The 20,737-nt window shown below is 39.7% G+C and carries 17 protein-coding genes and 1 pseudogene; 6 read left to right on the top strand and 12 right to left on the bottom strand.

Translation table 11 applies throughout. The annotated features are described in order from the left end of the window. Positions 1-227 precede the first annotated feature (227 nt). Positions 228-638, bottom strand: coding sequence for a hypothetical protein (locus tag FXW07_RS01940; RefSeq protein WP_229393518.1), 411 nt, complete (start codon positions 636-638; stop codon positions 228-230). A 382-nt stretch (positions 639-1,020) separates the two neighbouring features. Between FXW07_RS01940 and FXW07_RS01935 the strand changes: the two genes are divergently transcribed. Continuing rightward, positions 1,021-1,296, top strand: coding sequence for a hypothetical protein (locus FXW07_RS01935; RefSeq protein ID WP_229393517.1), 276 nt, complete (start codon positions 1,021-1,023; stop codon positions 1,294-1,296). Between the two features lie 371 nt (positions 1,297-1,667). Here the strand turns inward: FXW07_RS01935 and FXW07_RS01930 are convergent, their stop codons facing one another. Together FXW07_RS01930 and FXW07_RS01925 are read right to left on the bottom strand one after the other, a co-directional pair. Then, positions 1,668-2,168: a type 1 glutamine amidotransferase domain-containing protein gene (locus FXW07_RS01930; RefSeq protein ID WP_229393516.1), complete on the bottom strand. Its 501-nt coding sequence runs from the start codon at positions 2,166-2,168 to the stop codon at positions 1,668-1,670. A gap of 349 nt (positions 2,169-2,517) precedes the next feature. After that, positions 2,518-3,702 (bottom strand): aminotransferase class I/II-fold pyridoxal phosphate-dependent enzyme, encoded by a 1,185-nt coding sequence (locus FXW07_RS01925; RefSeq protein WP_229393515.1) that lies wholly within the window; start codon positions 3,700-3,702, stop codon positions 2,518-2,520. A gap of 1,756 nt (positions 3,703-5,458) precedes the next feature. Here FXW07_RS01925 and pncB point away from each other — a divergent pair. After that, a complete protein-coding gene (gene pncB / locus FXW07_RS01920; RefSeq protein WP_229393514.1) occupies positions 5,459-6,664 on the top strand; it encodes a nicotinate phosphoribosyltransferase in 1,206 nt (401 codons plus the stop codon). A 194-nt stretch (positions 6,665-6,858) separates the two neighbouring features. Here the strand turns inward: pncB and FXW07_RS01915 are convergent, their stop codons facing one another. Both FXW07_RS01915 and FXW07_RS01910 read right to left on the bottom strand, forming a co-directional pair. Then, entirely contained in the window at positions 6,859-8,286 is a 1,428-nt protein-coding gene (locus tag FXW07_RS01915) for a hypothetical protein (RefSeq protein WP_229393513.1), read from the bottom strand. 326 nt (positions 8,287-8,612) lie between these two features. Further along, the gene (locus FXW07_RS01910) at positions 8,613-9,362 is read right to left on the bottom strand and encodes a carbonic anhydrase (protein ID WP_229393512.1); all 750 of its coding nucleotides are present in this window, start codon (positions 9,360-9,362) and stop codon (positions 8,613-8,615) included. Positions 9,363-9,579: 217 nt separating this feature from the next. On the opposite strand from FXW07_RS01910, the gene FXW07_RS01905 reads away from it, so the two are divergent. Further along, positions 9,580-10,278 carry a dolichol kinase gene (locus FXW07_RS01905; protein ID WP_229393511.1) on the top strand — a complete coding sequence of 233 codons (699 nt, stop codon included), beginning with the start codon at positions 9,580-9,582 and terminating at the stop codon, positions 10,276-10,278. An 88-nt stretch (positions 10,279-10,366) separates the two neighbouring features. Here the strand turns inward: FXW07_RS01905 and FXW07_RS01900 are convergent, their stop codons facing one another. The 6 genes from FXW07_RS01900 to nifS form a co-directional block, all read right to left on the bottom strand. Further along, entirely contained in the window at positions 10,367-11,926 is a 1,560-nt protein-coding gene (locus FXW07_RS01900; RefSeq protein ID WP_229393510.1) for a homoserine O-acetyltransferase, read from the bottom strand. A gap of 2 nt (positions 11,927-11,928) precedes the next feature. Continuing rightward, positions 11,929-13,287: an O-acetylhomoserine aminocarboxypropyltransferase/cysteine synthase family protein gene (locus FXW07_RS01895; protein WP_229393509.1), complete on the bottom strand. Its 1,359-nt coding sequence runs from the start codon at positions 13,285-13,287 to the stop codon at positions 11,929-11,931. A 474-nt stretch (positions 13,288-13,761) separates the two neighbouring features. After that, entirely contained in the window at positions 13,762-14,676 is a 915-nt protein-coding gene (nadA, locus tag FXW07_RS01890; protein WP_229393508.1) for a quinolinate synthase NadA, read from the bottom strand. 214 nt (positions 14,677-14,890) lie between these two features. Beyond that, on the bottom strand, positions 14,891-15,622 hold the full coding sequence (locus FXW07_RS01885) for a HesA/MoeB/ThiF family protein (RefSeq protein ID WP_229393507.1): 732 nt from the start codon (positions 15,620-15,622) through the stop codon (positions 14,891-14,893). 59 nt (positions 15,623-15,681) lie between these two features. Continuing rightward, positions 15,682-16,071 (bottom strand): Fe-S cluster assembly scaffold protein NifU, encoded by a 390-nt coding sequence (gene nifU / locus FXW07_RS01880; RefSeq protein ID WP_229393506.1) that lies wholly within the window; start codon positions 16,069-16,071, stop codon positions 15,682-15,684. Positions 16,072-16,186: 115 nt separating this feature from the next. Then, the gene (gene nifS, locus FXW07_RS01875) at positions 16,187-17,401 is read right to left on the bottom strand and encodes a cysteine desulfurase NifS (protein ID WP_276573341.1); all 1,215 of its coding nucleotides are present in this window, start codon (positions 17,399-17,401) and stop codon (positions 16,187-16,189) included. Positions 17,402-17,636: 235 nt separating this feature from the next. On the opposite strand from nifS, the gene FXW07_RS01870 reads away from it, so the two are divergent. The 3 genes from FXW07_RS01870 to cysE all read left to right on the top strand — a co-directional run bounded on the left by FXW07_RS01870 (position 17,637) and on the right by cysE (position 20,448). Continuing rightward, positions 17,637-18,026, top strand: a complete 390-nt coding sequence (locus FXW07_RS01870; protein WP_229393505.1) for a transcriptional regulator — start codon at positions 17,637-17,639, stop codon at positions 18,024-18,026. Between the two features lie 451 nt (positions 18,027-18,477). Further along, the gene (cysK, locus tag FXW07_RS01865) at positions 18,478-19,404 is read left to right on the top strand and encodes a cysteine synthase A (RefSeq protein ID WP_229393504.1); all 927 of its coding nucleotides are present in this window, start codon (positions 18,478-18,480) and stop codon (positions 19,402-19,404) included. A 99-nt stretch (positions 19,405-19,503) separates the two neighbouring features. After that, positions 19,504-20,448 carry a serine O-acetyltransferase gene (gene cysE, locus FXW07_RS01860; protein ID WP_229393503.1) on the top strand — a complete coding sequence of 315 codons (945 nt, stop codon included), beginning with the start codon at positions 19,504-19,506 and terminating at the stop codon, positions 20,446-20,448. A 137-nt stretch (positions 20,449-20,585) separates the two neighbouring features. Here the strand turns inward: cysE and FXW07_RS01855 are convergent. Next, positions 20,586-20,737 (bottom strand): annotated as a pseudogene (locus tag FXW07_RS01855) (thiamine phosphate synthase); the annotation flags it as partial.

Here is a 20,737-nt window from a genome sequence, read left to right as displayed (position 1 = left end):
TGAATTTCAGAGAAAATACCTATAAGAGTTTAAAGTTAATTATACCTAATATCCAATTGTAGTAATAGTTTGAGTTTTGAAACAGTCTTCCAAAACCAATTTAATTCAGAAATTGAAAAGAAATTCAGAACATTCTTTACGATAAGAGACTCGATTGGTTGTTTATAATATGGGATTGAGAAAAGTAATTTTAGTTTTGGGATGAGCTCAAAGAAAAGGATATCAGTTTATTTTTTTCTTTTTTCATTCCATTCCATTAAAGCTTTTTCAATAGATATCAAAGTAAACATAGTAGTATTGAATATCTCATCTGGGTGTTGAGGCATCCATCTGATTTCATCAAGAACATCTTTTGGGAGCCTAACAATATCATTCATTTCTTCTCCTATTTTCATGAAATATTCAGTATATTGTGAACCGTACCTACTGTTTGCACTCGCAGTGATAGAAATATATTGAGTAAATGACCCGTCGTTCATTATATCTCTCGAATATCTGTACTGAATTTCTTCAATACAATCCGAATAATCATTATGCAGTCTTCTGACTGTATCTGGAATTGATTCACCGTCTTTTTGCAAAGCTTTCAGGTCTGAAAATACACTTTTTGAGAGTCGAATAGTTTTGTACTGTTTCACGCTACTACATATGTAGTTAAAGTATATAAATAAATTACATTGGTCATCGGCTAATGAATTTTCTTGCCAGATAGTATCGATTTTGCATTAGAAACCAGCTTTCAATTTTGGCCTGTTTACATGAAATCGACACCCTTTTCCAACCCATAACTTAATAAAATATTTAGCAAGAATTGTGGAAATGGACGCAGTTTGTCACGATTTTTTACTTAACAGAAATAAACAGTAATAAGATAATAAAATATGTAGTAATAAGATACTAAAATATGCAGTAATAAGATAATAAAATGTGCAGTAATAAGATAATAGAATGTGCAGTAATAAGATACTAAAATGTGCAATAATAAGATAATAAAATATGCAGTTTTATGGTTGATAATTTATGGTTGATAATAATCCTGATAGTCCACACAATAATCCCGAAAAAAGAAAAAATCCTTTTAAGAAAATGTTAGATAACATGAAAAATCTCATAAAAAAAGATGATGAAGATAATAAGCCTTCTTCTTTTGAAGCATCTAAAACCGAAAAAAATAAAGGCTCAAATACTCCGAAACTTGAAGCATCTGAAACAAAAAAAGATAAGAGGTCAACGCGTGAAAGAAAAGCTAATAGTAAGGAGCAGAAGCTTCCAAAGAAGTTTAAAAAAGGTTGGTAATAGACACTATAAACCTGATTGAATATGAAACCGTAATTTGTAGAAACAGTTTGATAATTGTGATCAAAGGCAGTGTGCCATTTATTCTGTAAAATCACAAATCTCAAGAAGTTGCCGGGTCGAAAAGTCTGTATCAGAAGATCAATTTTTTCTATTGTACGCAAAAAATTGACTTCAAATTTACAGCAAATTTGAGGCACTGACTTCAAATTTTCATTCATTACGAAAAACATCTACTGATTAGTGACAATTAGTAACGGGTCTGAAGAAGCAGAAATTCGTAAAGGAAAAACTAAAACAGAGCTAAAAAAGCTACAGATAAAAGAAATAAATGATTAAAGGAGAAGCAAGAAACAAAAACTGTTTCCTGTTTACTTCAGCAGCTTGATCATTTCTCTTCCAAAAGCATGAAGATCATCAGGGCTTCTTGAGGATACAAAGTTCCCGTCAATTACAACTTCTTTATCTTCGTAAAGTGCGCCTGCGGCTATGATATCATCTCTTATCCCTGGCCAGCAGGTTGCTTTCCTGCCTTTTATGACGCCTGCAGAGACGAGAACCTGTGGGCCATGGCAAATTGCAGCAACCGGCTTGTTTTCTTTGAAAAAGTGTCTTGTAATCTCAAGTGCATTCTCGTCAAGCCTCATTTTTTCGGGGCCTTTTCCTCCGGATATTACAAGAACACCATAATCTGCAGGGTTTATGTCTTTAAAAGCAATGTCTACATTGACCTCATACCCATGCTTTCCTTTTATTGGCCCCTTCTTCATTGAAGCTACATGTGTTGTAATCCTCTCTTCTTTCAAGCGGTGGTAAGGGTAGAAAAGTTCAAGATCTTCAAAACCATCGGCTCCGAATATGAGTGCCTTCATATGGAACTCCCCCCGGGTTTTAGCTTTACGGCTTTAGCCTTGCGTTTAAATTTTCCAGACTTAATTTTCCAGACTTAATTTTCCAGACTTAATTTTCCAGACTTAATTCTCCGGATTTAACTTTCCAGACATTTCAAAATTGATTTTGCGGGTACAATTTGAGTATCTAATTTCACAAATTTGAGTATCTAATTTCACAAATAATACTTAATCACAAATGAATGATTATTTCTGCAGCACATATACCTTGTCTGATTTCGAAAATAAAATAGGTAACAATGGTTAGGTCATGAAATAAGTAACAGCAGCTCGGCCATTGAAAAGGTAACAGCATTCATGCCTGAAAGGCTTAAATTGCTTCAAGGGCCTGTTTGAGGTCTTCAATTATGTCTTCGTAATCTTCAATCCCTACCGAGAGCCTGACAAGCCCGTCAGTTATGCCTACACTCTTTCTTACTTCATGAGGGACACATGCATGAGTCATCGATGCAGGGTGCTGGATAAGAGTATCCGTAGCTCCGAGGCTCACCGCAAGAGAACAGAGTTTTACATTGTCCATGAGCTTCCGCCCGGCTTCAATTCCGCCTTTTACCTCAAAAGAGAGCATCCCGCTGAATCCGCTCATTTGCTTGCGTGCAAGTTCATGCTGAGGATGACCTGGAAGCCCTGGATACCTGACCCACTCTACCTCGGGTCGTGATTCAAGAAATTCCGCAACCTTCATTGCGTTTTCAGCGTGCCTTTCCATCCGGATATGCAGGGTTTTAAGCCCTCTTATGCAGAGCCAGGCTTCATGCGGACCCATAATGCCTCCTGTATACCCGACAACTTCAGACATTCTATTAATAAAATCCTTATTTCCTGCAACGATTCCGCCAAGCAAATCTGCATGACCGCCTATATATTTTGTACAGCTACTCATAGAAAGGTCCGCCCCAAGCTCAAGAGGCCTCTGGAAATAAGGTGTTGCAAAAGTGTTGTCCACAACGCAGAGGGCCCCGTTTTCCCTGGCTATCCTGGCTATTTCAGGAATATCGCATACAGTAAGAGTAGGATTTGCAGGACTCTCAAGAAAGACCATTTTTGTCTCGGGCTTAAAGGCTCTCCTTACATTTTCGGTTTTAGAGGTATCGATGAAACTGACCTCTATTCCAAGCCCTGGCAAAACCTGAGATAAGAGGCTGTATGTGCATCCGTATACTACATCCGTTGAAATAAGGTGGTCTCCTTGCTTCAGGGCAGTTAACGCAATTGCGGTGATCGCTGCCATTCCCGAGGCAAAGGTTTGCCCTGCTTCCCCACCTTCAAGCGCAGCAAATTTTTCAGCGAGAACCGCATGTGTGGGAGTGTTTGGAGGAATTCTGGCATATACATACCCGGATTCATCTCCTGCAAACCTTGCTGCTCCCTGCCTGGCATTCTCAAAAATGAACGTTGAAGTCTGGAATATCGGAGTCGTATGCGCCCCAAAAACCGGATCCGGCTTTTCTGCGGCATGTACACATTTTGTTGCAAACTTCACTTCTCTTTCCATCTCCCCAAATCCCTTTCAAAATTAGTCTCCGGAATATGTATTGCTTTTCCGGTAATTATTTGTTTGGCAGGGCTTGTTCATACTGGAAAAATATTCTATGGTTGATACTTTTGTACTGTTCCAATAATAGTTAGTACTGTTCCAATAATATTTTGTACGGTTCCAATAATATTTTGTACTGTTCAAATAATAATTCCGCTCAGATATTATTTCCAGGATAATTGATTGACGCTGTATTTCTGCCATAACCCTTTGATTTTTCAGGTTCCAGTTAATGTCTGAACAGTTCATGATGCTGAGACTGCAAGAAAAGTTCTGAAAATGGCTCAAAATAAATCTTCGAAGAATTTCAGTATCATTAAACGTGAAATTTTAAAGTTGTACTTAGACATATAATGGCTTAATGTTACTGTTTTTCGGCTCAAGTGCTTGAGTCCTACTTAAAAAAGAGCTGTAATGAGTTTGAAATTTTTTGCGTCAAGCAATTTTTTGCTTTAATATAATTTTTGATATCATTTATTTAATATAATTTATGCTATTACTATATGCTAGAGTTGAGGAATGGGATATCGTTTCTCAATAAAGGATTTCCCAGGAATTACTGATTCTTCTTCAAAATTTAAGGGGTTTTATTCATGAAACATCTAAAAACATGTCCAAAATGCCACGCTAATTTGAAATTTCACTCAGATGGCAAGACCCAGTACTGTAGCATTTGCAAATACTGGACAAAAGTAGGTACTGCAAGGCTCGATTCAATAATGATTTACGGATAAGAAATTGCATGAAGAACCACAAAAAGAGGGGATAAAATGGAATACGAACTTGAAGAAATCGAGAGAGATTACATAGAATTTAGAAAAGAGATGGGAGAGGAATAAACACAAAGGAGCTCATACCAAAACCTGATTGATCTTTCAAAATTCGAGATTCAGAAAACCAATTTTGGTATGAACTCAAGTAGAAATCTATGTACATTATATTGACAGAGAATATCTTTCCAAGTACAACCGATTACATGTACTAACATAAGTTTTCCAGGGATTGGAGAACAAAATGATAAAGTTATTTAATTCCAAAGGTATTAACTGCATCTGCTTCTATATCGATAACAAGCTACTCAAATAGTATATCGATGTAATATAAATAAATTTTATAAAAAGTTTTAAAAATTAATTTTAAATGTATTTAACTCTTTTTTGAAACATTCAGATCTTTTTTGAAACTTTACTAGTTTTTACAAAGAATACCTTTGAATCTTCAACTTGAAAATATGTAACTAAAATGAATACCCTTTAAGTTCATATTCATCTAATTATCCATTTAACCAAGAAGTAAATTATTAAACGTGTACATAGCTGTATACAACAGCGTTTATCTATACAAATACAAAGAATAGCAGATGTGAGCAAGATACAAAATTGTGGTCCAGATTACTTTTGTTTTACTATATCTTCAGCATAAAGTAAAATCAAAAAATTTTTCAAATACTTTTTCACATGATCAGTGCGATTTTTCCAAAAAGTATGTAAAAGCTAAACTTTTAGGCGGGAACATATGAAGTTTTTGAAAATTGAGTTTTGTTAACCTTTGTTTTTTGATATAGTAATAAAGAAAACCTGACTTTGTCTTCAGGAGTTATACATGTGTGTCAGAAATTTTAAAAATAAAACTGCTATATATCTGGAGCAAAAGGTGTGATTAAATAAAAAATATTTGCTTTATAAGCATTTAAAACGCTACAGGAAGACCTTCTGTGATACAATCCATACTTGATAACGACCTTTATAAATTCACCATGCAACTTGCCGTGCTTGAACTTTTTCCTAAAGCTGAGGCTGAATACCGGTTTACCAACCGGGGTTCCCAGCGCTTTACTACGGAGTTTGTAGAAGAACTGGAAAGGACTATACGCGAAGAGATCTCGAAATTAGCACTAACAGAAGAAGAATACAACTGGCTTTCAGAGAACTGCCCTTACCTGAAACCTATGTACCTTGAATATCTTAAGAATTTCCGCTTCAAGCCAGATGAGGTAAAAGTCTGCCTTACCGAAGAAAAAGATCTGGACATACGGATAAAAGGGCCCTGGCACAGCACGATTCTCTGGGAAATTGTCCTCATGGCTACGGTTTCGGAACTCTACTTCACAACCATTGAAAAAGAGTGGAATGGAGAATCCCATAAGGGCTGTACTTCCGAATCCGTACTGGCTGCCTATGAAAATAAGATTCTTGAGATGGGAAAAGCCCTTGAGGAAAACAACTGCCTTTTTTCGGAGTTTGGAACCCGCAGGCGAAGAAGTTCCGAACTCCACGACCATGTGATGAAAGCCCTGGCCGGGATAAAAACCCTTACAGGAACAAGCAATGTGTATTTTGCAAAAAAATACGGCATGAAACCTATTGGGACAGTCGGGCACGAATGGATTATGGGTACCTCGGCACTTGTAGGGTTAAGGTATGCAAACCGTTTTGCTTTTGAAAACTGGATAGATGTTTATAATGGAGACCTGGGAATTGCCCTTACGGACACTTTCGGCTCAAAAGCCTTTTTCAAGGATATGGACCTGAGGTTGTCAAAAATTTACGACGGGTTCAGGCACGACAGCGGAGACCCTTACGACTTTGTGGATGCTGTGATAGAGCACTATCGGAAAATGGGTATAGATCCCATGAAAAAATTACTCGTTTTCAGTGATGCCCTCAACGCAGATACTGCAATCCAGCTCAAAAAATACTGCGAAGGAAAAATCAACTGCAGTTTCGGCATAGGCACAAGCCTTACCAATAACTCCGATTTCTTCCGAGAAAGCCCTCCTCTTAATATGGTCATAAAGCTGCACAGCATTGACGGTATTCCTGTTGTAAAACTGAGCGATTCTCCGGAAAAGGAAACCGGAGAAAGAGATGCTATAAGGGTTGCAAATTACATTTTTGGAAGAAAAGGGCTGGATGAATGATTTAAGCTGAATGAATGATTTAAGAGTCAAAGGCTAAAATCCCACGCTCCTTAGACGTGGGATACAGCCGTCAACTAGATTCGTTTTCGTTATCTATGAATGTTTTTCTGCATTCATACCATATAATATTAATTTTCCTAATCTTACAGTGGAGAGGCCGAAGATGTAGATCCAGGATTTATAACTGCGGTATCTTAGCCACTAATTGTAGAATTATTTAAACCATTTCCTGATGTAGAGTCTAAAATGTTTAATGCAGGTTCAAGTTCTATAACAGCAATATCTGAGCCACTAATTGTAGAATTATTAAAACTGTTTTCGGACATAGAATCTGAAATGTTTATCATGGAATTATAAACTGTTACATAATTATTTATTACTGAGTTATCCGTTGTTGTAGAATTACCTTCTGATGTAGAATTATCTTCTGATGTAGAATTATCTTCTGATGTAGAATTATCTTCTGATGTAGAATTATCTTCTGATGTAGAATTATCTTCTGATGTAGAATTATTTGTCATTGTAGAGTTATTTGTAATCATAGAACTGTTATAACTATTCAGTAAAACAGAACTCGAACCATTTACTGTAGAGTTTTCCAAAGTATTCTGCATCTTATGCACCGTAAAAACTATTTTTGAGCCGTCAGGGCTCCATCTGGGGTTCGAGTCGATTACTCCGATATTGTCTGTAAGCTTTATCTTATAGCTTCCGTTAGTATCACGAAGCCAGATTTCAGGCTTTCCTCCTTCATCGGATATGTATACTATTCTTTTTCCATCAGGACTGTAAGAGGGGTCCCATTCCCCGTATGAAGTATTGGTAAGCTGAGTCTGGTTTGTACCATGCCATTCTATTGTCCATAGGTCGGGTTCCTCTTTTGAATCATTAGCACTGTATATTATTTTCAGGCCAAGAGGACACCAGTCTTTCCCCATTCCGACATTTTCTGAAGTACCGAGCCTGGTCTTATCGCTTCCATCCCGATTAACTATCCAGAGCTGGGACGGATCATCTCCTAACTTCTGGGTGTATACGATTTTTTTTCCGAGGCGGCACCATGCGCCCCAGCCTTCTGATTTGTCAGGGTCATCTGCAACAGGAGTTACGGTTTCATTTTTCAGGTTCACAAGGTAGAGGCCTGTTTGGGAACCATTTGATTTTGTTAAAATCAGTTCTGTTCCATTGGGATTTATATCACTAAAGCAAGTAAGATTTCCCTCTCCAATGCCTGTTCGCTCTATTTCACTTCCGTTTGCTTTCATTTTATACGATTCCAAATTATCGGATCCGTCTCTGTGAACCGTATACAGGATATAATTTCCATCGACAGTCCATACCGGAAACAATTCTGATTCGGGGCTGTCAGTAAGAAAAGTAATATTTTCTACAGGGCTGTCAGCATAAGTTTCTTCTTCATAACCTTCGACTTCTCCGGTTGGGATATAAGTTAGGTTCGAATCTGAATAAAAATCGTTCAGTGAATCATTCTGGGCTATACTCCATCCAGATTCTTCCGTAAAATTACCATAGTCGGATATGGAACTCGGTTCTGCTACTGCAGGTAACGTAAGAAGTACGAATGTTAAGAATAAAGAAAAGTACCTGTATGCGATTCTCATAAATTATCACCGTTAACTCAAAAAAGTTAGTGTTATGAATATAAATAATTAATTACTAATTTATTGAAATATTCGTTTATTTGTATTTATTAATGCTAACTTATAAATTATAAATATATATTAAAAAAGAAGATATTTGGATAATTAGAAAATCAATTCTATTTTTGCCGTATAGGGATGAAATCTAAAAGCAAAATATAAGTTTTACCTGGGGAAGATAAATGTTAAAATCCCAGGCAGAACTTAAAATTAAATAAACTTTTTGATTTTAATCAATTGACTTATTTTTATTTAAATTAATTATTTACTGTGCAAGCCGTTCCTGGTTATGAGGCTTTATTGTATCCCTCAGCCAGATTGACATTTACATACACTACGGCTTCATTAGTATGTTTGTATGCATAATCGTCAGTAATTTCCGGCAGCTTGTCCGCTTCGTCCTGCGAAGTAACAACTGTGCCTGCTGGAATATACCTTCCGTCAGGAACAGTTACACCAATTGCTGCTGCTGTAGGCTCAAGTACACAGTTGTTTCCTATTTTTGACTTAAAAACGAAAGCCTGCATACCGATGAAAGTATCGTTGCCTACAGAAGCCGGGCCATGAACCTGAGATTGGTGGGCAAGTGAAACATTTTCTCCTATATAGACTGAGTATTTCTTACCATCAACCTCAACAAGGTTCTTTTCTACAGGCTTGCCTTCTTCATTGATTGTCTCAAGGCCATGAAGTACAACTCCATCCTGGACATTGCTACCGTTTCCTACGAAAATCGGCATTCCTTCGTCACTCCGAATAGATGCCATTGGGGAAACCATAACACTGGCACCGATTTCCACGGCTCCGATGACTGAAGCCTGGGGATCAATACAGGCTGTGGGATCAATAACAGGTGATGTAGGTACAGAATTCCATGGTGTTACCGGATTTTCCCTGATATTAGAAAACCCGCTATCGGTTATTTCCTGTGTGACATTGCTCTCTGCTCCTTCACCTTCAGAGACACATCCGCTCCCTAAAAGGGCCAGTGAAAGAGATAGAATAAGTATTGTAAAGATCTGCTTGTTAAATCTCATATAGGTCCTCCATTGACAGGTAGGTAGGTTATAAAATATATAGACATTTCTATTTTTATTTAAAAAAAGTTAGAAAAATAAAAATGGGAAAATTTTATTTTTAGAAAGGCTTCTGTAACCAGGTTTTACAATTAAAGATATTTTACTAAAAATTTTCTTCAACAGAAACCGAAATAAATTCAAAAAAGTCTTATATTTAAGAGATGTGGAATGTCTCATGGAGGCTGTGTTTCAAATTTCACTGGAATCTATACTGGCAGATCTGCCCGCCTTTACGGTAATTGCAGTCTGGAATTTGTTTGTGATCCTGTTTCTCTCAAAAAAGGTATATCAAACTTCTCTGAAAAAGGGCAGGTCGATTAACTCTTCAATATATTTTTCAAGAAAAGTAATTCACTTCCTGGCTGGCGGATTGACAGCAATGCTGCTCCCCTTTGTCGCTCATGAGCCAATTTTACCGGCAGCTACTGCTTTTGGGCTTGCTCTTATAACCTACCTGCCACATAAACTCAACAGGAGAATGTACTGGTTCCAGGACCCCGAAAATCTCTATGATGTGGATTTTACATTAAGCTGGGGATTAATAGTGTTTTTTACCTGGTATATTGACAGGAGTTTCTGGCTTGGAGTGGTTCCGGTACTTTTCATGGCATATGGAGACGGGATTACGGGCATAATAAGGAACCTTAAGTATAATAAAAGGACAAAAGCCTGGGAAGGCTCTGCAGGGATGCTAGTGCTTTGCATAATTATTGGTGCAAAAATGGGATTTGCAGGGATCTTTGCAGGAATAGTATGCACACTTATAGAAAGAGTCGAGAATATAGATGATAATATCACAGTACCAGCATCTGGTCTATTTATCCTGCTCTCAGCTCACTACTATTTCCCCTCTCTTACAGCTCCCTTTTACTGATTTTCGCCCTTAATGAGGGCAAAATTCCTGTATGGTTCTGGATAAAGTAAAAGACATTTCCAATCAAAAACTAAAAAAGCGCCCAAAATTAACCAAACCTTCCTATAAGCGCGCTTATGCTTTCACTCGTAACCATGCCTATAACTCTGTTTTCAGAATCGATCACAGGAAGCGCGGAAATCAAGTAATCTTCCATTATTGAGGATGCAGTCTCAATTTTATCGCCTGAGAATACGTATTTCACGTCGCGGGTAATTATCTCATCCAGTTCGGTGATTTTGCAGGCTACGGCTTTTGTAATGTCCCAGGAAGTGACTATACCTTCAAGCTTTCCGTCTTCGGATACGACAGGCAGATGGTTTACTTTTTTCTTTACCATAAGGGTTGAAGCGTTCTCTATTGTTTCGTTTCTGGAAACCGAATAGAAGTTCTGGTACATGATATCGCTTACAAGAACCTGTGAGAGAAAGCTCCTTATAATGTAATTGAGCTGTCCTTCTTCAAGCAAAAAGGCATCATGGCCGTACTGGGACCTGACTTCCTCGTATTTGGCATCAATCCCGTTTGCAGTAAGCGCAGATACGATTTCCTGAGATTGGTAAGGGGGATAGAGCCAGTCTGAAGTTATGGAAATCACAAGGTATTTTGCAGTAATTCCGGAAAGACCCTCGATAAGAGAGCCGTTCTTTGAAAGGTCAAAAAAATCCACGGCTTTTGTGATATAAAGATAGGAATTAGCATCAAAACGCTTCGTAAAGGTACTTCCCTGGTGATTCAGGTAGCTTTCGACCTGAAAATACGACGCGCTATCAGGAAAGATTTCTGAAGATGTTTCTGAGACGGTTTTAGATGTGGTCAGACCTGTTTCAGTCTGCGGGTCCCTTCCGAACTTCTTTTGCATTGAAGCATCGCTTAAGTATGTGATATGGCCTATCATGCGGGCAAGTGACAGGCCCTGTGCGGGGATTTCCTTCCCATAGTAGTTTCCCTTATTCCATTTCGGGTCATCAGTTATTGCTTTTCTTCCAATTGCCCCAAATGCAATTTGCTGTGGGGTTGAAGATGCAGTTGTTGCGATTGCAATTGCTTTTTTAATCATTTCAGGATAACTAACCGTCCATTGAAGAACCTGCATTCCACCCATTGAGCCGCCTGCAACTGCAAAAAGCTGTTTTATTCCCAGGTACTCGACAAGCTTCTTCTGGGCATTTACCATATCCGCAATAGTAATTACAGGAAATGAAATACCATAGGGTTTTCCGGTTTCAGGGTTGATAGAAGAAGGACCTGTAGAACCTTTACAGCCTCCTATTATGTTTGAACAGACAATGCAGTATTTTTCCGTGTCAAAAGCCTTATTCGGGCCAATTACAATGTTCCACCAGCCTGGCTTTTTGTCGTCTGCGTGAAATCCGGCAGCATGGGCATCGCCTGTAAGGGCATGACAGACCAGGATAACGTTACTCTTATCCGTGTTCATCTTCCCATACATCTCATACTCTATTCTGACATGGGATAGAGTCTTTCCGCTTTCGAGCCTGAAAATTCCAGGAATTTCATAGTTCATTGAACGGACTATCCCAAGATTCTGGCCTTTTCTTCCCGAAAAAAAGTTTTTAAAAGAAGAACCCTGGGTTGAGATTTCCATACTCATACCTCGGAAAGTGCCTGCTCGATATCAGAAATCAGGTCCTTTGCATCTTCAATCCCTATAGACAGCCTGATAAAGTCCTCAGTTACTCCACAGTCTGCCTGCTCTTCCTTTGATAGCTGTTCATGGGTGGTTGAAGCCGGATGGATTACAAGGCTTTTTGCATCCCCGATATTTGCAAGGTGGGAAAAGATCTCAAGCCCTTCAATAAACTTTTTGCATTCCTTCTCTCCACCTTTGATTCCAAATCCTATTAGTGCACCGTACCCTGATTTAAGATATTTCTTCGCAAGCTCATAGCTGCAGTGGGATTCAAGCCCAGGATACGAAACCCAGGAAACCTTTGGATGATTTTCCAGAAATCTTGCAATCTCCAGGGCGTTATCACAGTGTTTTTTCATTCTAAGGGGGAGAGTCTCAAGTCCAAGTGTGAACAGGAAAGAGTTAAAAGGAGAAATGCACGCTCCGGTATCCCTTATAAACTGCACTCTGGCTTTTGCAATGAAAGCGGCCTTTCCAAAGGCTTCCTTATACTTCAAGCCGTGGTATCCGGGATCAGGCTCGCAGATTTCAGGGAATTTTTCAGGATCCCAGTCAAAGTTTCCGGAGTCAACAATTACTCCTCCTATGGAAGTCCCGTGGCCGCCAATGAATTTGGTCGCCGAGTACACAACAATATCAACTCCATGTTCAATTGGCCTTAAGATTAGAGGAGAAACCGTATTATCCAAAACAAGGGGAATTCCTGCGGCATGAGCAATCTCTGCGAGTTTTTCTAAATCAGGAATGTTAAGCCCGGGGTTTCCTATCGATTCCACATAAAAGGCTTTTGTTTTTTCTGAGATTGCATTTTTGAATTCTTCAGGCTTATCCACGTCTACAAATTTTACAGTCCTTCCTAGCCTGGGGAAAGTATAATTAAAAAGCTCATAGGTCCCTCCGTAAAGCTTATCCCCTGAAACGATCTCGTCTCCCGGTTTTGTAAAAGTGAGAAGCGCAGTTGTGATTGCAGCCATTCCTGAGGCTACTGCAAGGGCACCTATACCTCCTTCAAGAGCAGCGATTCTTTTTTCAAAGACATCGGTTGTGGGGTTCATAAGGCGGGTATAAATATTACCTTCTTTCCTGAGCCCGAAAAGGTCAGCAGCTTCATCAGCGTCCTTAAATACATATGCTGCAGTCTGATAAATCGGAACTGACCTTGCTCCTGTAGCCGGATCAGGTTTTGCACCTGCATGCACAGCAAGGGTAGAAACTCCAAGGCTTTCAACCTTCTTTTTTCCCTGATTTGCTGTTGTCTGACTTTCCCGATTTTCCTTGCCTTCTTTTTCGTTCCGATTTCTGTTTTCATCCGTCATTCTATTTCATCTCCAGCCCAAATTTCTTTGCTACCCCGCCAGGCTATTTCTCAGCATCTTTTTAGTCGTCTTTATTCGACTTTAACCAACTTTATTAAACTTCTTTTTACCTTTTGGATAAATCAGGAGTGGGAATCGAACTCACATAATTCCGGGTTGCAGCCGGAAGCATCACCACTCTGCCATCCTGACGCTTATCTCTTTTTGTATGTATTCACAATCTTCTTACATTTGTTCACAATTGTGATTGTTTGTTCACAATCGTGAACCTAATATAAATAACTACCTATTAAGTAATAGATGTTAATACAGACAATTACCTATAATAATAAATTATAGTATAAATAATTATTTGTAATAATAAAACATGTGGGAATTTGAAAGTCCCGGAAAATTTTTTTGTTAAAAAATTTCCGTGAAAAGTTAAGGAAAAAAAGTCTGAAGCCCTTGATTTTTTCCCCTGCCATTTAAATTTCAGGATCTGTTAATCTCAAGCATCCTGTCCAGGGTTCTTTTGGCTTTGACCCTTATATTTTCCGGGACATGGATTTCATATTCCATATTCTGCAAGCTGTTCAGGATAGCCTCAAGGGTTATTTTCTTCATATTGTAGCAAAAAGCCTTCTCTGAAGCAGGATAGAACTTCTTACCCGGGTATCTCCTTTTCAGGTTTCTAACAATTTCCCTTTCGGTTCCGATTATGAATTCCGTGGAACCTGAACTTTCAACCTCATTCACAATTCCTGAGGTACTGAGAACCCGGTCTGCAAATTTCAGGACTTCAGGCCTGCATTCTGGATGTGCAAGAAACTCAGCATCAGGATGAAGTTTTTTCAATTCTTCTAGATTTTCCTCACTGATATTGTCATGAACATGACAGAATCCTGGCCAGAGATGTATCTTTTTATCAGTATGAAGGGATACGAAAGCTCCCAGGTTTTTGTCCGGAATAAATATAATCTCCCGTTCCTCAATTGAATTTACCACATTTATTGCATTTGCAGACGTACAGCATATATCGGATTCAGCTTTTACGGCTGCCGAACTGTTTACATAGCACACGACTGCAGCCTCGGGATGTTTTTCTTTTGCAGCCCTCAGAGACTCAGCAGTAACCATATCAGCCATAGGGCAACCTGCATCGGGTACGGGTAAGAGGACTGTCTTCTGAGGAGAAATTATTGCTGCAGATTCTGCCATAAAGTGAACGCCTGCAAAAACTATAACATCCGCTTTTGAACTAACTGCAGCTTTGCAAAGGGAAAGCGAATCCCCTATAAAGTCCGCCACTTCCTGAACTTCGCCGCGAGTGTAAAAGTGGGAAAGGATAACTGCATTCCTTTCGACTTTAAGTTTTTTTATCTCTTCTATAATTAACTCGTTTTCCATAACGATCTATTCCTTATATTGCAGGGAGTGTTCCTTATATTTTAGGGAGTAATCAATGAAAGGATAATGTAAAATTTAAGCACTGAATAAAGGGACAATGATGAATTTAAAAAGTTAATAAAGGATAAATGATGAATTAAGGAGTAAATGAAGAAGATAAATGATGAATTAAGGAGTAAATGAAGAAAGATGAAAGATTAATTCAGGAATAATTTCATTTTCTTTTATTAACTCCACAGACCGGGCAATTTTCTGATCTATTAATCTTCAGTTCACTGAAAGAGCATGAAAGCCCGTCCCATAACAAAAGGCGATTTTCCAGCAGCTCTCCCTGCCCTGTCAGATACTTAATCGCTTCATTAGCCTGAATAGTTCCTATTACTCCCGGAGTAGTTCCAAGTACCGGAAATACTTCTTTTTTAAAAGAGGTTGGAAATATACAGCAAAGGCATGGTGTCTTTCCCGGAATTACTGTTGTTGCCTGACCTCTGTAGCCTGAGACTGCTCCATGAACCAGGGGTATATTCCGTTCCACTGCAAGCCTGTTCAGCACATGCCTTGTATCAAAATTATCAAGAGCGTCTATTATAATATCACATGGAGGAACTATTGAGCCTGCATTCTCAGCCGTGATTTTTTCCTTGATAGTCTCGACTTTTATTTCCGGATTCAGGGAAAGGAGCTTTTCCTCTGCGGATGTGGTCTTTTCTCTTCCTACATCCTTTTCATGATGGAGAAATTGCCTGTTAAGGTTGCTGAGTTCTACCGAATCAAAGTCTGCAAGTATTATTTTTCCAACACCCGCAACTGCAAGGTAAGTGGAGATCGGAGATCCAAGCCCTCCTGCTCCGATAACAAACACTGTTGCTTTCCTTAACTTTTCCTGACCTTCTTCCCCAAAAAGCATTATCTGCCTGGTATATTTTTCTGCTGTATATTTCTCCATTTAGGTGCTCCGGGATTTCAATGTACTATAGTTTCCAGGATTGGCCATAAGAGCCGGGATTATTCATCCCATGGCTCAAGCCCTTTTTTCTTTAGATAATCATTAATTGCCTCATGGATCGCTTCTTCTGCAAGCATTGAACAGTGCATTTTAATCGGAGGAAGGCCATCAAGGGCTTCTGCAACGGCTTTATTTGAAAGTTTCCAGGCTTCTTCCAGGGTTTTTCCCTTAATCATTTCAGTTGCCATACTGCTTGATGCAATTGCAGCTCCGCACCCGAAGGTCTGGAATTTTACATCCGTAATCCGATCATTCTCTACCTTGAGGTAGATTTTCATTATATCTCCACACTTCGCGTTTCCGACCTCTCCTACGCCGTCACTGTTCTCGATGCTTCCCATGTTTCTCGGGTTTGAAAAATGATCCATTACTTTAAGGCTGTAGTCCATGAGTTGTCCTCCAGTGTTACTTTTCAATTACAGGCTCTTAGTTTTAGGTTACTCAAAAATATTCAAAACTTTTAAAAACGACTTCAGTTTATTCAATATCGTAAACAGTTGTCCCTCAAATAGTCCTGTACTCTTTAGGGGTCAGAGGAGACATATTTCTCAGTTTCTGTACGATATCAGGCACAGTCTCAAGTACCCTATCCACATCTTTTTCGGAATTCATCCTTCCGAGGCTAAGTCTTAGTGAACCGTGAACGATTTCATGTGGGACTCCGCAAGCTGTAAGCACGTGAGAAGGCTCGAGAGAAGAAGAATTACATGCGCTTCCGGTAGATGCGAAAATTCCTTTTGCGTTCAGTAGCAGCAGAAGCGATTCTCCCTCTATGTATTCAAATGTGACATTTACATTATTTGCAAGTCTCTGTGTAGGATGCCCATTGAGATGGGTTTTCGGAATTTTCAGAAGTCCTTTTATAAGGCGTTCTCTCAGCTCCAATAGAGTGTTATTGGATTCCTCAATTTCGGCTGTTGCAAGCTCTATAGCTTTTCCAAGCCCCACAATGGAAGGGACATTCTCGGTTCCGGCCCTGCGCTTTCTTTCCTGAGCCCCGCCGTGCAGAAGGATATCTATTTTTGTCCCTTTTCGAATGTAAATAGCTCCACAGCCCTTTGGGCCTTCAAACTTATGTCCTGAAAGTGAGAGAAGGTCGATATTCATTTTTTTAACATCGATAGGAACATGGCCTATTGCCTGCACAGCGTCCGTATGGAAATAAATCCGGTTCTCTTTCGCAATTTTTCCGATTTCCTCTACAGGCTGGATTGTGCCTATTTCGTTGTTTGCAAGCATTATGGAAATAAGGATAGTATCGTCTCGAATTGCCTTCTTCAACTCCTCAGGGGATACCATTCCATATTTGTCAACAGGCAAGTATGTTACCTCAAAGCCCTGCCCTTCTAGCCAGGCGCAGGTATGCAGAACTGCGTGGTGTTCGATAGAAGAAGTGATTATGTGTTTTCCTTTATTCCGGTTTGCAAAGGCTATACCCTTAATTGCCCAGTTATCGGATTCCGTGCCTCCGGATGTGAAATATATCTCGTTTTCTTCAGCTCCGAGAGCATTGGCAACCTTTGTTCTTGCTTTGTCTATTGCATGTTTTGAGATTTTTCCGATCTCATAGATAGAAGACGGGTTTCCAAAATTCTCGGTCAGGTAGGGAAGCATCTCTTCGACAACTTCTCTCCTTACAGGAGTTGTAGCAGAGTTGTCCATGTAAATGGTCTTGTTTTCAATGGTCACACGCACACCTTCACAATTGTGAATATCCATAGCATCAAGACTATTTAAGTTTTATCGTAGAATTCTGCGGGAAAACTTAGAGATATGCAGGAGAAAACCTCAATAATTTACATAGAGTTAGGAAAATTGTTAAAAATCAAGCAGGTTCCTCAAAATTTTTCTTTCTCCTGTTGCCCATGCGGTACTCATTACTATTTTTCTGAATGACCATAATTTATATGCATATACGATATATTCATTTTCAATTGTAAAATCTCAAAAAGTGATGATAACTGTGGAAACTCCATGTCAGAAAATTGTGTGGGATCTGGTTCCCGCAATAAGGGCCAGTCTTGCAATCGAACTTGTAAAAAAAGGACAGTCACAGGCAGCGTCKGCAAAGTTGCTGGGGATTGCCCCGTCGGCAGTTTCCCAGTACATTTCGGGAAAAAGAGGCTACAGGATTGAGTTCCAGGGCGAGACGAAAGAATTGATTGAAAAACTTGCTCAGGATTTGATCGATGACAATGTCTCTGACTTTGTAATAAGGGTTTGTGATATCTGTGTAAGTGCCAGAGGAATTGAAAATAAGTGCAATAGTGGTTGCGGGTCGGAAAAACAAGCTGGTGATAATAAGGAAGATGAAGCGGAAAATCAAGAAAAAGCTGAAACATAAAACCGGCTTTTATCGAGTCTTCTACTGTTTTTCTACACCTGTCGTAAGATCTTATTCAGTTTTCAAGCATGTTTTTTCAATAACGAAATTTCTCGAGATTCAATAACGAAATTTCTCGAGATTCAATAACGAAATTTCTCGAGATTCGATAACGAAATTTCTCGAGATTCGATAACGAAATTTCTCGATAACTATATTTAACATAAGGTTAATTCACAATTGTGAATTTCCTGCAAATTACCTGTATGTTGCAGCAGTACTTGTAGCTCAAAAATTCAGAGTTTCAGGTGGATTAAAGCGTAATTTGAGAAACTATGACGAGGTCTGAAAAAGGCTCGAGTGAAAATAATTGCATGGTTGACAGCTTCTAACATAATAAACGAATTAAAACCATACTGAATCTGAACGAAACAAGCACGCGGCAGACGCAGGTAAGGAGACAATAGATAATATGGGACGAATATATTCCGATATAACCTGGACAATTGGTAATACTCCTCTTGTCAGGTTAAACCGCATAACAGAAGGTTTGCATGCGGATGTGTTAGCTAAAGTCGAGTCCTTTAATCCTATGGGAAGTGTGAAGGACAGAATAGGTTTGTCAATGGTTGAAGAAGCCGAACTTGCAGGTAAAATCAAAAAGGGTACCACTATTGTTGAAGCAACCAGCGGCAATACCGGCATAGGACTCGCCTGCGTCTGCGCTGCCCGTGGCTATAAGCTCATACTGGTCATGCCTGAAACAATGACAGTAGAAAGAAGGAAATTACTGAAAGCCCTGGGAGCAGAACTTATTCTGACCCCCGGGACGGAAGGAATGAAAGGAGCAGTCAATAAAGCCGAGCAGATGGCTGCCGACGACCCTGCACTTTACTTTATAGCCCAGCAATTTCAGAACCCTGCAAACCCTGAAATCCACCAGCAGACAACAGCTCAAGAGATATGGAGAGATACGGACGGCAAAGCAGATGCTATTGTAGCAGGCGTTGGAACAGGTGGAACTATCACAGGCATTGCCAGCGTAATTAAAAAACGGAAACCTGCTTTTAAGGCAATTGCAGTCGAGCCTGCAGAATCTCCCGTGCTCAGCGGCGGAAGCCCTGGACCACATAAAATTCAGGGTATAGGTGCAGGTTTCGTTCCTGATGTACTTCAGCTTGACCTTATTGATGAAGTGATCAAAGTAACCGGAGACAATGCCGCTGCAACATCCCGACGCCTGGCAAAGGAAGAAGGCATCCTTGCAGGCATATCCTCAGGCGCTGCTACCTATGCTGCACTTCAGGTAGCAGCCAGGGAAGAAATGAGCGGGAAAACCATTATTGTAATTTTACCGGATACGGGAGAGCGTTATCTGAGCACCGACCTCTTTGACTGATTGTCAGCAACTTTTGACCAATTTATCAGCAACAGTTTGACTGATTCGTCTGAGACTGGCTGACCGATTGATTTGACAATTAATACCGGAAGATTTCGAATGGTAATCAGGGAAGATATCAGGACCGTTTTTAAAAAAGACCCCGCAGCAAGGTCTACTCTTGAGGTAATCTGCTGCTATCCTGGACTGCACGCCGTCTGGATACATCGGATATCTCATTCGCTCTGGGAAAGACACTTTTACTTTCTGGCCCGTCTGCTCTCTCACATTTCCAGGATGTTTACAGGTATTGAAATCCATCCAGGAGCAAAGCTTGGAAGGAGAGTTTTCATAGACCACGGGTCCGGAGTGGTGATCGGAGAAACGGCTGAGGTAGGCGATGACGTTTTGATATATATGGGAGTTGTATTAGGCGGGACAGCTCTGGAAAAGATAAAACGTCATCCTACTATTGAAAATGACGTGGTTATTGGTTCAGGAGCATCTGTACTTGGGCCAATCACTGTTGGAAAAGGTGCTAAAATTGGCTCCGGCTCAGTTGTGATCCGGACAGTTCCACCAGGAGCTACTGCAGTTGGGGTCCCTGCGCGGATTACAGGGCCAGAAACATCCGTATATACAGGACCACTAGATCATAATAAGTTACCGGATCCAGCACTTCTAGTGATAAGCCAGATGCTTGACCGGTTGAGCAAGTTGGAAGAGCAATTTAAGGCGCATGAAGAGTTAGTTTCCGGACACGGAAAAACTCCACAAGTAACAGTACTTAAAGATGAGCAAATTTATTCCCTCCTAAAAGAAATAGTCGACCCTGAAGTAGGGATGGATATTGTCAAACTGGGCCTGGTAAAGGAAGTAATAATCGAAGGGTCAAATGTAGATATAAACCTTGTATTGACAACAAGCGCCTGCCCTATGATTGAGTACCTCAAGGACCAGATCCGGCGAAAAGTCTTGAATGCTGGCGGGATAGAAAAGGTTAATGTCAATATTCTTGATGAACCCTGGAAAGGGGATCTATTCAAAAAACAAATAGTCTATTAAAATGCGTGTTTGGCATGAAAGTTCTTCCAATTACTTTCGTTTCTTTGTGCCTGTGATTAGAAGAATTTCAGATGCGTTTTTTAGAAAGCTTGACATTAGATAGAGAGGAGTGGAGAATAAATCCTTCTCATTCCTTCTCATTCCTTCTCATGCTTTTTGATTCGCTGAATCATATCAATGAAGTACTTAGTTTCTCTTTTTACATCGTCACTGCACACAACTGCAGAAATTGCGACCAGGCTGTCAGCTCCGTTCTGAATAACACTTTCGCAGTTTTCCTTGTTTATTC

This window comes from Methanosarcina sp. DH1 (genome assembly GCF_020804205.1).
Lineage (GTDB): Archaea > Halobacteriota > Methanosarcinia > Methanosarcinales > Methanosarcinaceae > Methanosarcina > Methanosarcina vacuolata.
This window is presented reverse-complemented; position numbering and strand designations above follow the sequence as displayed.

What these genes read in the sequence shown, in the direction of transcription:
- FXW07_RS01885 (WP_229393507.1), bottom strand. Translation starts at nt 15,622, where the DNA reads ATGGAGAAATATACAGCAGAAAAATATACCAGGCAGATAATGCTTTTT.
- nifS (WP_276573341.1), bottom strand. Translation starts at nt 17,401, where the DNA reads ATGGATATTCACAATTGTGAAGGTGTGCGTGTGACCATTGAAAACAAG.
- nadA (WP_229393508.1), bottom strand. Translation starts at nt 14,676, where the DNA reads ATGGAAAACGAGTTAATTATAGAAGAGATAAAAAAACTTAAAGTCGAA.
- FXW07_RS01915 (WP_229393513.1), bottom strand. Translation starts at nt 8,286, where the DNA reads ATGAGAATCGCATACAGGTACTTTTCTTTATTCTTAACATTCGTACTT.
- cysE (WP_229393503.1), top strand. Translation starts at nt 19,504, where the DNA reads ATGGTAATCAGGGAAGATATCAGGACCGTTTTTAAAAAAGACCCCGCA.
- FXW07_RS01895 (WP_229393509.1), bottom strand. Translation starts at nt 13,287, where the DNA reads ATGACGGATGAAAACAGAAATCGGAACGAAAAAGAAGGCAAGGAAAAT.
- FXW07_RS01925 (WP_229393515.1), bottom strand. Translation starts at nt 3,702, where the DNA reads ATGGAAAGAGAAGTGAAGTTTGCAACAAAATGTGTACATGCCGCAGAA.
- cysK (WP_229393504.1), top strand. Translation starts at nt 18,478, where the DNA reads ATGGGACGAATATATTCCGATATAACCTGGACAATTGGTAATACTCCT.
- nifU (WP_229393506.1), bottom strand. Translation starts at nt 16,071, where the DNA reads ATGGACTACAGCCTTAAAGTAATGGATCATTTTTCAAACCCGAGAAAC.
- FXW07_RS01935 (WP_229393517.1), top strand. Translation starts at nt 1,021, where the DNA reads ATGGTTGATAATAATCCTGATAGTCCACACAATAATCCCGAAAAAAGA.
- FXW07_RS01900 (WP_229393510.1), bottom strand. Translation starts at nt 11,926, where the DNA reads ATGGAAATCTCAACCCAGGGTTCTTCTTTTAAAAACTTTTTTTCGGGA.
- FXW07_RS01930 (WP_229393516.1), bottom strand. Translation starts at nt 2,168, where the DNA reads ATGAAGGCACTCATATTCGGAGCCGATGGTTTTGAAGATCTTGAACTT.
- FXW07_RS01905 (WP_229393511.1), top strand. Translation starts at nt 9,580, where the DNA reads ATGGAGGCTGTGTTTCAAATTTCACTGGAATCTATACTGGCAGATCTG.
- FXW07_RS01910 (WP_229393512.1), bottom strand. Translation starts at nt 9,362, where the DNA reads ATGAGATTTAACAAGCAGATCTTTACAATACTTATTCTATCTCTTTCA.